Source organism: secondary endosymbiont of Heteropsylla cubana (genome assembly GCF_000287355.1).
Lineage (GTDB): Bacteria > Pseudomonadota > Gammaproteobacteria > Enterobacterales > Enterobacteriaceae.
Genome location: NC_018420.1, coordinates 1105599 through 1121596, shown reverse-complemented (window position 1 = coordinate 1121596; position 15998 = coordinate 1105599). Strand labels below are relative to the sequence as shown.

At 23.7% G+C, this 15998-nt stretch carries 4 protein-coding genes; 2 read left to right on the top strand and 2 right to left on the bottom strand.

Going from position 1 to position 15998, the window contains the following annotated elements; translation table 11 throughout:
- The first annotated feature begins 1332 nt into the window (after positions 1-1332).
- Positions 1333-1908 (top strand): Fe-S biogenesis protein NfuA, encoded by a 576-nt coding sequence (nfuA, locus tag A35E_RS02960; RefSeq protein WP_044105156.1) that lies wholly within the window; start codon positions 1333-1335, stop codon positions 1906-1908.
- Between the two features lie 2560 nt (positions 1909-4468).
- Here nfuA and plsB read toward each other — a convergent pair.
- A complete protein-coding gene (gene plsB / locus A35E_RS02955) occupies positions 4469-6931 on the bottom strand; it encodes a glycerol-3-phosphate 1-O-acyltransferase PlsB (protein WP_014889199.1) in 2463 nt (820 codons plus the stop codon).
- Positions 6932-10882: 3951 nt separating this feature from the next.
- Here plsB and gap point away from each other — a divergent pair.
- A complete protein-coding gene (gene gap, locus A35E_RS02950) occupies positions 10883-11887 on the top strand; it encodes a type I glyceraldehyde-3-phosphate dehydrogenase (protein ID WP_014889197.1) in 1005 nt (334 codons plus the stop codon).
- Between the two features lie 2394 nt (positions 11888-14281).
- On the opposite strand, the gene erpA is transcribed toward gap, so the two are convergent.
- On the bottom strand, positions 14282-14626 hold the full coding sequence (gene erpA / locus A35E_RS02945) for an iron-sulfur cluster insertion protein ErpA (protein WP_014889196.1): 345 nt from the start codon (positions 14624-14626) through the stop codon (positions 14282-14284).
- Positions 14627-15998 lie beyond the last annotated feature (1372 nt).

Sequence of the window (15998 nt, the reverse complement as noted above, 5' to 3'; positions counted from 1 at the left end):
GGCGAACTCCAATCGAACTTATGATTAATGATCATTTTTTTGATACAGATTACCGTGATCTAGCCTGAAACCGATCTTAGCGGTTTCTCCGTTCGCCGAATTTAGCGCGGAGACTTTCAAATATCCGAGATCATAACGCAAATTACGTCACAGATCTTCCTATTCCACACAGTGTTTGTTTTTTTTTTAATTATTGGGACGCTCTGAGCGTTTGAGTTTATAGTCGAAAATAGTTTTATTGAATAAAGTGAAGTGTATGGTGGTTAAATGCTGAAAATGCTATTTTCATAATCATTTCTTTTTAGGTTTAGTTTATATATGAAATATCTTAGATATTTCCCGAAAAGTAATTTACACACAAAATTATCTTTGTTAAACCAATTAATTATTATCACATTTAGATATTATAATTACTATTTATAATACAACTACATATTTTAATTTGATTATAATGTAGATTATAGTGTTCTTTTGCAGAGGGGTTTGTAACCGCTATATAAAGTTTATAGTTACTGACTATAAGTGATAATAGTAGAATTTGTTTTTTTTCGTCATCTTTATTTCTCCTAATATATTACTTTGAATAGTATTGATAGTTTATCTGATAGAATAATAAACTGTTTTACTTATTGAGGAATGAATGACTTAAGAGAATATTACGTATTGTGATCCTTATCATCAGTAGCTTACAGTATCTGTAATATTTATATGTGATTTATTAAATGGGTAGGGTTTGTTTATTAAGCTGTAAGTCATTGTCATATAATAATATATCCCTAAATATTTTTTGAGATATCCGTTTTTGCATGTCTCTCATATTGTACTCTTTTAGTACTATTTTCCTCATTGTTATAAACAAGAATTATTATAATTTATTTTACTATAATTATAATGCACGTCACTTAATTATAATTAAGTGTATTTAATTTAAAGCTGTTTTTATCTGCATATTTAGAAATAATTTAAAATATTTTAGTAAAAACTTTTTTATTAAACAATTAAATTTAAGATAAAGTTTTAATACCAAAAGAACCAATGACAAATACAAACTTAAAGTTACGAAGTAATAGTAAGCTTCTTACCCTATATCAACAAAGATTTTTTTCAACACTAAATAATTTTTTTAAAACAGAGATCAATCATCTAAATATAAATTTTTAAAAAAGTTTTTTTCTTAAAGAAGAAATAATGTCGTTAACACAAAATAATAATGCAAAGGTTTAATTTGAGCAATAAAACTATATGATAATAAAGAATTTATTATATCTTGTTTTATTGACAACTAAAACGTATAATTTTCTGCTTATCTGTTCAACGATTGAATTAATATTTATGATTTATATTAGTGACGCTGCCCAAAAGCATTTTATTAGATTGCTGTCTCATCAAAAATTTGGGACTCAAATTCGTGTATTTGTTATTAATCCTGGTACATCTAACGCAGAATGTGCTGTCTCATATTGTTTTCCAAACACTATCGAAGATACTGATCTTAAATTAGAATTTGATAATATCACTGTTTATGTGGATAAACTTTCTGCACCTTATTTACAAGATGCAGAAATTGATTTTTTAGTAGATAAGTTTGATTCGCAATTAACCCTCAAAGCTCCTAATGCAAAAAAAAGAAAATTAATCGACGAAATTCAACTTATTGATCAAGTAAAATATTTTTTAGAATCGAAGATCAATCCGGAATTAGCGATACATGGTGGTCAAGTAACTTTAGTAGAAATTACCAGTGATATGTTTGTTGTCTTACAGTTTGGCGGAGGCTGTAACGGGTGTTCTATGGTAGATTATACCCTTAAAGACGGAATTGAGAAAGAGATGTTAGCAACGTTTCCTAAACTAAAAGGGGTAAAAGATATTACCAAGCATCAACGTAATCAGCATTCCTATTATTAATAGGATTTATATTTTTTTATTCAAAATGAGCTATGTTCAGTATTTATTATATCTTTATGGGATGTTTGAATTAATAGTAAATATCAATAAACAGCGTCTAGCTATTAACTAGCGTGCTAGGTGCTAATTAATTGCATGCAAATTCACTAAACATTTTCGATGTATTTTATTAATACTATCTTAAGCTATTGTATTTATTATGTTAATTTATTTAATATTTGTATTATTATTAGGTATGATGTATTTTAGGTGTAATTTTTTAAAATATTTTTTAATATATTGATATATGAAAAATCAAGTAAGAAAAATTTTTTATTTAGGGATATTTTTCAGTAGTGATTGTTGATGTTTATTGTTTTTTTTAAGTGGATTGATCTGAATAATATTTATCTTTTTTTTTGAGAAATATAATTTATTTATTGTTTTTATTAACAGAAAAGAAGATTATAAATATTTTTTAATCAAGAAATAGGCTAATTTTTATTAGATTTTATTTTTTTTAAAATATAAATAATATTTATATAAAGGATTCGTTTTTTTAAATTCACGACTAAATGTTTTTGTAATTAGTATTATATTACTCTTCCATAGATGTGATTTTACTAAGATAAGATTCACGTTTACGCAATAGTATTCATATACTAATATAAATTAATTCAGTTATATAGCCTTATATCTATTATGATATAATTTAAAAATTTTATTGATATATAAAATTATTGTGATAGATTTGCAGTATTTTTTAATATTTTAATGAGCAATTAACATTAATATTCTTGAGATAATCATTTCTTTTATAAAAGATTAAAAATAATCAGTTAGTTATAATACGATTATCTAAATAATGCTAATTATTAATTAAAAATAGAAACTAAAAAGTTAAATATTTTTTTTACATTAAGAAAAAAACAACTAGATATTTATCTGGATAGTTGTTTTTTTTAGATGCGGTTATTATAAATCTTCTTCATATTAAAAAATATTTTTATTAACTTAGTTTATTATTGGTTAAAGTATATTTGAATACACCTATGTTTTAATAGAATCAAAAATAATCTATGGACTAATTCATTCTAGTTAAGAAATGAATAACAAGCAGTTTAAAAAAAATCATCCATATTAATTTTAATCTATGTCGTTAGAAATATGGTAGTAAACACTTTTTTTCGTTTTTTTAATATATTCAGTTTGTTAATCAGGGTAATAAATTATTAGTTGATATTAATTTTGTAGATTTAAAACTTATTAGTCATTTCCTTCGTGGTTTTAAGAGATACAACTCGTTCATAGTATTTATAAAGCATAAGCTGACACTAAGTATATTACATTTTATGTAAAAATTGTTACTAAAGTTAAATATTTAATCAGGATGAATCATGATTTTGAAAAAAAATCGTCTATTGACAAACGATCAATAGGTGTAGAAAAAGCTAATTTTCAAATTTACATGTAAATCCTCGAAGTTATAAAACTTAATTTTTTTTGGACAATAGTAGTTGTTTTTTTTATTTTTTTATTTACTTAATGACTCGAGTAGATTAAATGTTTCGATAGGAACTAAACAATATATAAATAAAATTATATAGGTACATAACACTTATGCTGGTGAGGTTAAATCTACATGGTTCGTTGTGATAAAAGATATAATAACTAAATAATTAAGAAATATTCCTTTGGATATTTTCTTTGTATTTAGAATAATAGATAATATTTAGAGCGATAATGTTAAAAATTTTGATTTAAATAAATTATAATTTTTGTTAATTTAAATATTAATATTTAGAACTAATTTTAAAATTTCTAAAAAAAAACAATAAGATAATTATCTTATTGTTTTTTTTTAGAACTATAGAGAGTTCTGTTTATATAAAAGTTGTAACACGTAGATTTATTTATTATGATTTACGTTAAGTTAAGACTAATAATTAGATTTTGTTTATTTTTTTTTGTAGTAGGTTTATTAAAATATTTTAGAAAATTTCATTAATCATATTTATATTATTTTAATTGTTATGATAAATTAGATAGTGATTATCAATTTTATTAATTGTGTCCTTTCTTATAGATTACAGAAAAATTTCAATATTTCTGATCATATTATTTGATCAACGGATAGAATAACTCTAATAATATTTATAAATTAAGGATCAGTAGTTTAAATTTTTCAAAATAACTATGTTGTGATTTTATGGTTTAATAATAAAATTATCTAGTTTTCTCATAGAGATGATAAAATATAATAAATATTAAAATAAATGCAATAAATTACATCTAGAAAAAATATAAATATATCCTTGTAAGGATAATTAATTTAGCATGAAAAAAATTTTAGCATGATCATGATAATTGATAATATAACATGATATTATTAATATTTATTTACAATGATAGTACTTTATAGACGAAAATCTTCTAAATTATAGATGTATTTTATTTTGTTATAATTAAGGAAAAAATGTAAATATTTTATAACACTGCTGTATTTGCAATATTTTTAAGTATTACAAATTATAATAAATCTTATTAGTTAAAGCATGATTTCTATCGGACAGTAGAACATTTATTTTGTTTCAAAGCCATGTTCCGTAGATGTATTTACCAAAAATATTGCTTTTTTAATAGCCATAAGAGTATTAATCGGTGTTATTTTACTAAGGATCCTATAGATCTGAAAGACTTTTTCATTTGGCTTATCTGAAGGAAGAATGATGTATTTATGATATAATAGTGTATCTATTAATGCAGAAAACATCTCTTTATCAAAGAATTCTAGTGTATTAATATCATTTAGTTTTAAAAGTATCTGAGCTAGTATTTTACTTATCTTTTTTAACTTTTTATTATTAATGTTTGCCTGAGTATATAAAAATGAAAAGACAATAGCATAGCGCTGCAAAGTTTCTCTAATATTATTAGATAAGAGTTGTAGAGTGTCTAATTTAGTTTTCTGTACATAAAGAGAGTTTTCTTTTTCATATATTAGTTTCTGTTCTATGAACTCATCAATAATACAATTTATAGTTAATATTAATTTCTTGCAATCATAAGTAACAAAAAAGTCTGCTTTTAATAACGGATAAAAGAGTTCTATCCAGTTTTGTAGTTGTGATCGTTGGATTCCGGGTATGTAAAAAATAATATTAGCTACAAAAGAAGGAAGAATTAAAAGATGCTGAATATTATTCCGATAATAAGATGCAATTAATCCTTGTTTATTAGACAAATGAAAAGTATCTTCACCTATATTATATTTAATGGTAAACTTGTTTATTTGAAGTGTATAATCTAATATTTTTTTTGGAGATAGATTAGGTAATGTGATATCTGACGAGTAGGGAACGTTGCGTAGTATTTGAAGATAACAAGCGATTTGTTCCAATAATTTTTTTCTTGTCAAGGATCTATCATGCGAAGCTAATATAGCTGTAGAAAATAAGTTAATAGCATTAACTGTAGTGGCATTATTAATTCGTATCATTACGGTAGTGGCGAGCTTGTTTACAACTGGGCTTAACCAGATGGGACGTTGCTTTGTTGGGGGGTTGTTAATAAAATTTCGCCAATGTGGCACTTGCTTTGATAGCCAAGGTTCTAAGAGAAGAGGATCTCCAAAATTGATATAAGCTTGTCCAAGATTAGATAGTTTTGCTAATCCATGTATCATTTGCCAAAAGTTTTCCTTTTTTTTTGTTGCACCTTCTAATTCTTTAGAATAAGTTGTAATTTCTATTACATTTTCATATCCGATATAAATGGGTATGAGAGCAATAGGTCGATTTCCACTACGCAAAATGGTTTGAATGGTAATAGTTAACATTCCTGTTTTTGGTTGTAAAAGTCTTCCACTCCGAGATCGGCCACCTTCAATAAAATATTCTATTGACGTGCCTCGGGAAAACAAATCGTGCAGGTATTCACGAAATATAGTGGAATAAACTTTATTGCTTTTAAAACCACGACGAACAAAAAATGCACCTAGTTGGCGGAGCAGTGATCCTATAGGCCAAAAATCAAGATTAATACCGGCAGCAATGTGAGGTGGCACTATTCCATATTGGTAAAGTACGTAAGAAATCAATAAATAGTCCATATGGCTTCGGTGACAAGGTATATAGACGATTTCATAACCCTTTTCTGCTAGTTTACGAACCCGTTCAACGTTGTGTATATTTATCTTTTTATATAGCCAACTCCAAGTCCATTTCAAAATTAGCTCAGAATAGCAGATTGCTGGATACGAAGTATTAGCAGCGATTTCTTTCATTAATTCAAGTGCATGTTTTTTTACTTTTTTTGTCGAGAGTTGCTTGTTTCGCGCTTCATCGTCTAGTGTTTTTTTTACATTTTTAGATAGTAAAAATTGCTTAAATAGTTTTTTTCGAGTAGGTAGTTGAGGACCTACCGCTATTAACTGTTGCCGGATAAAGTGTATGCGTGCTATTCGGATTAATTTTTTAGTTATCAATTGGTCTTTACCATGTGTAATAACTAGAGTTTTTAAAGATAGTGGTTGTAAAAAACGTATGAGACTATTTGTCCTATAGCATAAAATTGAAAAAAAAATTTTAACGCTGCTAATAAAATGTAATTGTAAGGGTAATTTAGAGATTTTTAACTTATTGCCCGGAGAATGTCCAAGCATTATCCATATAGGTAGTAAGTGAATATTTAATTCAGGATTTGCATGGTGGTATTCAATATAAGAGTTAAATAGAATAGTAAATTCTGATGATTTTGTATATGAAGATTGAGAATTACGGTATTCATCAAGAAATAAATAACGCGGCATAGTGATACCCGAAATGTGAAGAGGTATCAGTGGATCAACAAAATCGTTTTTTAGACATAATATATGTAGGGCAAGGAGAGCAATTGTAGACTTAAATGGGAGCAAATATATGATAGGGTGATGACATGAGAGAAGTAAATTAGCATCTGAAGCCCCTGGAATAATTTTGATTTTAAAAAAAAATTTAATAATTAAAATCAAAATCTTATGATAAATTTTATGGTAAAATGACATTTTGTATATAGCCTCTTACTGTATTAAGGCATTGAAATTTTAACAGAAATTATTTAATAGATCTGTTTCCGGTTAAGGGTATAACATATATGGGCGGGTTGCTTTATTTAGATTCTTTATTACGTTTTTTTGAACATCCTAAAGCAAAGATGCGGATGAAACTTTATTGGATGATAAGATAAATGTATTTTTAATACTTCTATCTATTTTGAAAAAATATAGAAAATTAGCAACTGCTTGATTTGTGAAAAATGTTAACCATTAAAATTAATATAATTATTATATAAATATTTAAGTATTTTTAAAAGTTTTTTACTATGAATTGTAGGTTTAAATGTTTAGTATATTAAAATCTACAGTAATATTAAGATATTATTATGAAAATTTTGTGTGAAAATAGTATTTTTAATTATATTAGGAATGGTTTTGTTATTTAAAAGTTAATTCTATGCGTAGATATTTTAATTTTTAACATGACGGAACTACAATGAGATTAAGATATCATTGTAGTTCGTATTTTTATATAGTAAAGGCATTAAAGAAAAAAGATTGTATGCATATTTTAGTAAGATTTTGTTTATTATAAAGTATTTTTTTGTTTTTATAATTTTTTTTAGTTGTTCTTTGTTTTATTATCATACGGTAAGGTTGCTGGATTTATATTACAAATTTAGCGTTAATAACGCTAATTAAATTTATAATTTTTACCATTGTCTGGTATTTTAATTGCACTATAATTGACAATTTTTATCAACGATTTGTATGGAGATTAAATTTGCTTATAATAACTTTCCTTAAGATTAAGATTTAATGATATAAATTAATTATAGATTTGTTTTACAATATCAAGAAAAACACAGTTAATATATTATTTGCTTTTATTCATGAAGATATAGGTTATTTATTAACGTTAATATTATTAACGTGTAGAATGTTTATTTTTAATTCTTGAATCGGTTTAGTATTTTGTTTATAATTTTTTTTATATATAATGTATTTTTTATTTGTATTTTTAATACATCCTGCCTGCTTACCTTGAATGAGTAAAATTAATTTAAAATAAATTAAAAAATTATTTTTATTGATATTATATATAAATAAAATTATTTAATTGAGCTTGAGAAAGTTATGAGCTATTGAAGACCTAAGGAGTTACAATCTAGTTTCCGGCCATTATTTTTTATGAAGGTAAGTTTTTAATATTTTGTTAGATTTTTTAAAAAAAATATATTTAATATAAAATATTATATTCAATATGTACAAGTATTTATTAATAATATCATTAAATGAAATTAAGTGTAGTAAAACTATATATATTTACACAAAGTTAATAAATTTAATGATAAATTAATAAAATTATTTATGTAATATAGTAATTAGTTTGTTTTTGATTGATTATATTATTCATGTTCAAAACATTATTTTTTAATAAATATACTTATTGGTGTTTGGTGTTAATTTCACAATATTAGATGCATAATTTATTAAATGAAAATAATATGTTAAACTTAATAAATTGATTAAAATAAGGCATAAATTATTAATTTTTTTTTATTAGAAATAATAATTATTGGCTTAATCAGGTGCATCGGATTTTTATTAGAGCAAAAAAAGTTCTTTCTTTTCGGTATTAAAATATTATAGATAATATAATCTATTTTTATGTTCAGTTAGCAAGAAATACAAAGACGCTTGAGGTGTGGCTATTTTCATTAAAGTAGAAGAAAAATTAAATCCGCCGCTATTTATATTTTTAAAAAAAACAGACTATAAATGTCAGAATATATTCGTAAGATTTTTTTTGTTAAAACAAAATATTAGTCATGAAAAGGTTAATTTAGTTCAGAACAATATTTTTTTGTGAAAGCTTATAGGTTATATAACAGTAAAAACTTTTAATAATGTGAGGATTCACACGATATGTAAATAATTTTTATTAATAGAATATAGATTTAAGAATAATAAGATTAATGTGCTATAAACAAATATTTATGTAAAATAGTTTATTTATATCCTGAGTTTTTTCATTAAGATAAAAGTAAGTTAGTTTTATAAAAAAAATATTAACAATATGTTGATTGTTATTTTTTTTTATTTTTATCAAATAGATAGATTTATTCATGATTAAAAGCGTATGTTTGGTTAGATGTTTTTAATAAGATTTTATTAGTTAGCTTTCTATATTATTACAGCTATAGAATTATAGGGTATATACCCAAATTATTGATATAGCGTTAATTTTTTTAAAAGAACATTAGCTTAAAAATAGTGCTTTTGATTACTATAAGACTAATTATTATTTTTTTTTAAATAATTTTATTTTATATGTTCATAACGTTATTTTAAGTATAATCTTCTGTGGTTTAGATGAGAAAGAAAGGTATTTACAAGATTTAATTAACCGACTTAAAAGTATCTGTTGAGAAGCAGGTTTTTTCAAATATTGGTTGATAACTAATAACATTGGTTATTTTTAGATTGAGAAAAACGTAAGAATAATGTTAGTAGTTTGTTACTTAAACACATATGTCTATTATTAAGTCATTTATTACATTTTATTTCATACAGCTTTTTTAAAAAAAGATTTATTAATTTTTAATATCTAAAAATATCTTTAATAGATGAGGTAGCTTAATTCATAATTAGTTCAATAATAGTAGATTAAAAGTAAACGTATAAATTAAAACAATACTATTTACCACTAATAGTATTGCATATTTATTTATATCTATCTATTAAATAGATATAAATATTTTACACTAAATAACAATATATGAAATAGGTTTGTATAGAAAAAAGAAAACATTACATAATAAAGTATATATTGTCTTATTTTTTTTTAAAATCACTAAAAAATGGAAATTTTTTTCAATTATTTTTTTTTAATAAGAATAGTAACGGTATGTCGTTCTCTAATAAAGAAATTAAGTCTGATAGGATATTGGGGTTAATTTCTTAATGATCAGTTTAAGAAAACTTTCTGCCATATAGATAAATTAATAAGAACGCTAAGAATTGTTTCTTTGATGAGGAAGTAAGAAGGGATGTTAGTTAGATTTAATTGTTGAATGTCAACGAATATAACAAAATAGAAAGAGACAATTAGATCGATGATTATCAGAGTGTTTAAAAAAAGTTGCTTGTTAGGTAATATATTTGTAAAAAAAAGATTTTTATCTTGAAGAGATTATAATATGTAAATTACTTATAATAATAAGTACATTTAATACACTAATCTTTTAATGATATAGATAAGAATAAGAACTTATATAATGCGAATTGTTCTACAATCTAGATTTTTTTGATATATATTTTAACAGAATGTTTCTGTACTTTAGATTGTCAAAGACAAATCTGTATTTTTATAATGAGCATATCTACTCTTCTGTATCTTAATAATTAAGGTGTTTGATCGCCTTATTCTAATATTTTTTTATTTTTATAAAATCTCTTGACTTTTTAAGTGATACCATCAAAGACTAATATATTAGAAATATATATTAGTTAAATTTATAGAAATAAAACTTAAGGTGTTAAAACTTTGATATTGCAAGTGTATACTTAGTTATACGATAAATATAAATCATAAAATTTTGAAAAAAAATAAAATCATTAATGATATTAAACATTTAATATAATTTGAATAAATAGTTTATTAAATAATTAATATGTCTTAAGAAAATTTTTTCTTAACATGATTGCTCTTTCTTTATATGTAAAGATAAATTTTTATTAAAAATTATGATTTTAATAATATGTTATAATCTTTTATGAGTTGTATGTCTGATTTTATTACCTCTATTTTGTGTTAAGTTATATTGATCTTAGTTCTGATTAGCATAATTTAGATTAATGTTAGTTAACTATTAAAACTATTTTGATGCATTTTTAATAAAAATTTTATACAAAAATAACATTATATTCATTTATTAAGTAGCTGGTGGAAAATATATGACTATTAAAGTAGGTATCAACGGTTTTGGTCGAATTGGCCGTATTATTTTACGTGCTGTGCAAGAACGTGACGACATTGAAGTCGTAGCTATCAACGATCTATTAGATTCTGATTATATGGCCTATATGTTGAAGTACGATTCAACTCACGGTCGTTTTAATGGTAGTATAAGTTTAGAAAATGATCATATGGTGGTTAATGGAAAGGTTATTCGTTGTACTTCAGAAAAAGATCCATCTAAGCTAAACTGGAGAGATATCGGTGTAGATGTTGTGGCCGAAGCTACTGGTGTTTTTCTAACTGAAGAACAAATACGAAAACATATTACTGCTGGTGCTAAAAAAGTAGTATTAACAGCACCTCCAAAAGATAACATTCCCATGTTTGTTATGGGTGTTAATCACAACACTTATGATGATCAGGATATAGTTTCTAACGCATCTTGTACCACTAACTGTTTAGCACCTTTAGCGAAGGTTCTTAATGATAACTTTGGTATCATTGAAGCTTTAATGACAACTGTTCATGCTACAACTGCTATGCAGAAAACTGTCGATGCTCCATGTCATAGAGATTGGCGTAGCGGTCGTGGTGCATCTCAGAACATTCTTCCTGCTTCTACTGGAGCAGCTAACGCTGTAGGTAAAGTTATTCCTGCGTTGAAAGATAAATTAACTGGTATGTCATTTCGTGTACCGACACCTAACGTTTCAGTGGTTGACTTAACTGCACGATTAGAAAAGCCATCTTCTTACGAAGAGATCTGTTCTGTCATTAAAAACTCTTCTGAAGGTGATTTAAAGGGAATAATAGGTTATACCGAAGAGGATGTGGTCTCTACAGATTTTAATGGTCAAAAATTAACTTGTATATTCGATGCAAAAGCGGGTATTGCATTAAATAATAATTTTGTTAAGTTAGTTGCTTGGTACGATAATGAAACAGGATACTCCAATAAAGTGTTAGATTTAATAGCGCATATTTATACTGCTTCAGTTTAATTATTAATAAAAAGCGGCTAATAACGCCGCTATTTTTTTGTTTTTTTTGAGTTATTACACGTTATCTGATTCTTAATTTTTTATCAAAAAAAATCTTTTGTTTTACAACTGTTGTATTAAGAATCATAGATATTCCTATTATTAATAGAGATGTTAATTATTTTTTTTGTGAAGTTATATTAAATCTTAAGAGTAAAGGTTTAAATTTTCATGGTTATTGATCATCAAATAAGTTTATAAAAACTTTAAATACGTATTATTTTTCTATAATTTACATTTTTATTGTAAAATGTAGCCTTAATAAGTGTTGCTATTTAGCAATTTAGCAATAACAATGCTTGAAATTTATTAATGCAATATAGTTTGTTAGCTTTTAAGAATTTATGATAGCTAATTGTTTCTAGATTTGATGATTATTTCTAGTTTTTGATATATTGGTAAAAAATAAATTAATCTGTTGTATTTTATCTTAAAAATCAGATGTTCATATTTTTCATTAAGTGTTTTATCTTTAAAAAAAATAATTATATAATACTAAAATAGTTAATTAATATCTTTTATGTTTATAAGGTTTATAAAAACCAGTAAATGTTATTTTTAATTCATTCATCTTTTCTTGGTTAATGATTCTTGTAATTTATAATTTTTTATACAATAAAAAATTTTTACAACTGTATTGTACTGATACAGAGTGAGTCTATTTATTTAAGAGGTCCTAATCTATCATTTTGAAATGTTTAAGATCGATACATGTCATATGTTAAATAGTATATTAAGTAAGGATTTTTATCTTATCTTTGTCATTAATAATATTTTTATTATTAAATAAGATGGAATATCTTTTATATAAAAAGATGTATTAAAAATAATTTTTTATACTATATTGTTATAAGTTTTTTTCTATGTTCAAGTAACGTGTAGTAAAGAGACATAGATAGCTAAGTTTAATAAAATATAATAGGTTACTTCTATTTTTTTAAGTTACATCAATATATTAACTCTTATACACCTTAATGCGACCCACTGTGGTTGTTTAAGTTTTTATCTAATTAAAGATATTGTTATATTTTTTTTGATTATGACAAATGATTTGAACTTATTAAATTATCTTTTATACTTTAAATGTTTTAATATCCTAATTAACTAAAAAAACTAAAAATTATGACAAATTTGAAGATAATTATTTTTTTTATATTTACCTATTAAGATGAGTTTTTATTTTTTCTGTAATTTTGATACACATTAGTGTGAGGTAATAGTTGTATGATATCTGGGGTGAGCTCATTTTAATAAAAATAAGACTTTATTGTTAAAAATTTTTTATCATATTTTCCCATATTGTGTTAAGATAAAGATGATTTGCATGCACATAAAAGATATTATTTTTATATGTTATAAGAATATCTGGTAATCTTATTTTATTATAACAACATTAAAAAGCGATTTTATTAGGTATTAATACGCATTTACAATAATGTTAATCTATGAAGTAAAAACGTTATTGTTAAAAGTTTCATCGATGATAATTTTAGACTGTAATGTGACATATGCATCGGTTTGAGTAAAAACTTTATTTTAATAATTTCTAGATAATAGTGTGTATTATGATCTTGACATTCTTTGGATTTGAGATCTCATTTATTATTTATCAGCATAAAAAATGCTTCATTATTTTTTTTTGAACAGTGCATATAGTGAGTATAAGAAATATTTAGTAAGTATATAATATACTTTTACACTAAAATGGCATTTTTTATTTTAACGTTAAGAACAATTTCTTAACGCTACTTTTCTATTTTTTATAAGAAAATTGAATCTTTAATTTACTATTGTAGTGTTTTCTAGTGTTTATGTCAGATAATAAAATTACAAATTGTTAATTTAAACTTATTTTATTGACAATATTAAATTTTTATGTCTATATTTATCTGTATTTAATTATCAGAACGCATATATCATTAAAATATGAAGTTAATGCTAAAATTATTGAGCTATATCTTCTTAATATCAACTGTTTTTAATATTTTAATTTTAAAAAACTGCATGATTTTGCACCTTTCCACAAGATTTATAGTATAAAATAAAAATAGTCTTATGAACTTATAAATTATTAAAAATAACTATTTTATAATCAAGATAAATCATGATAAATTTAAATGCATCTAACAGTAAAGATAGATGTTAAAGGGATATTTTACTTAAAACTAAATTTAAGTGTATTGTTTTCAACAAAGTAGAAATTACGTTTCTTTGAGTGTGACAGATATCATAGTAAGAAGAGATTTAGATATAGAAGAAGCCGAACCAAACAATGTTTTCACCATAAAGAGTATTTTCTAATAAAAAATTTACTGAAATAAATATTAAGCACTATTTATATATTAAAAAAATTTTTTATATACTAAAAGATGCTCCGCAGCCGCATGTATTTTTAGCATTTGGATTTGTAACAATAAAACGCGATCCTTCTAACTTCTCCACATAATCTATAGATCCGCCTATTAAATATTGTAGGCTCATTGGATCCACAACCAGTATAACACCCTCTTTTTCTATAGTAACATCATCTTCATATACATGATCATCGAAAGTAAAAGCATATTGAAATCCGCTACATCCTCCTCCAATAATATACACTCGTAGTTTCAAATTTGGATTATCTTCATTAGCGATTAAAATTTTGACTTGCTTTACGGCTGAATCTGAAAACTGTAAGAGTAAAGGTGTTGTTATGCTCATCTTTATGCTCCAAAGAGTATTTTTCTAAAAAAAATAAAATTAATAAAAATCTTTAATAATTAAGATTAATAAATCTATTAATATAGATTCTTCTTAAAAGAATAAACAACATTTTTTACAATAATTATTGAATAGCCATTAGTTATTAAAGGGTTACCGATGATAAGTGGTTTTTAGAGAAAAAACTATTATCTCACAAATATATTTTTCAATAACTTTATTAAACTGAGAATATTAGTCTCGTTGATCTTATATTTTTCTATCATCAACAGTTGCTTGTTTTTTTTACGCTCTCATTTATGATAATTTATCATAATAAATATAAACTAGATCACTATTTTATTAATATTTTTTTAGTTTTTGGTTGAGTTTTATTTATCAAGAAATATTGTAACAGTGTTAATAGACTGCAATGAGTAAAAATGGATTATCTAATGTATGATATTATTTTATAAACGTTTTTAATTTATAGAATAGATATTCTCTAATAGGGGGATTCTTTTATATATCAGGAATGACTTTCTAGTTAGCCATAACTTTTATGTTTTTTTTGTTAAGAGAGTAAAAAAAAAGATATAGATTTAGCGCTTATCGGATTAAAATTAAAATTTTAAATAATTTTTTAATAAAAACTTTAAAAAGTAGATGATAGTTTTTTATTAACAATCAAGTTGAAGTCTGTGTTTAGTTTATTATTTTTGTAATGATGTTTTTATTGGTATTTTCATAAACTGATTTTTGAGTGCTGTTGTTATGGTTTTACAGGTTTTTCATTTTTAATAGTTGTTTATGTAAAATGAAGCTTTTCTTAGTAAAGAGAGAATAATTTATAAATTACAGTGTGAAATTAATTCTATCCAATATAAAGATTTTAAAAAAATATTTTTATTTATCTTAGTTTTCAAAAATACTTTATTTTTTTCTTGTCTTTAATAAGAGAGTTTTTTTCGTTATTTTATCTATTAAGCAGTGTATAAACCTTATAATATTACTAGAGATAAAATTAAGATAATCAATTTTTATTTAGTAACTAAAAATAAATAAAGATAAAATTGATTTATATTCTTATGTAGAGTAAGGCTTCATTTTTTTAATTTCTAAATTTATTAAAAATAATTTTATAAGGAAGATAAAAAAATTAAGGTTATAGTAGCAAGGTCATTAATAACTAAAAAGTAGGGTGTCTGTTATAGGTAGTATATAGCATTAAAAGTATATAAGAAAATTGTTCATTTCATTGCGTATTTTTGAGCGAAAATATATATTATAGTTTAATAAATTTATAGTTACTAGATAAAATGTCAGATGTTATATAAACTTATTGAGAGAATTATTACGATCGTGACATTTTAAAAATAAATAAAATTACTAA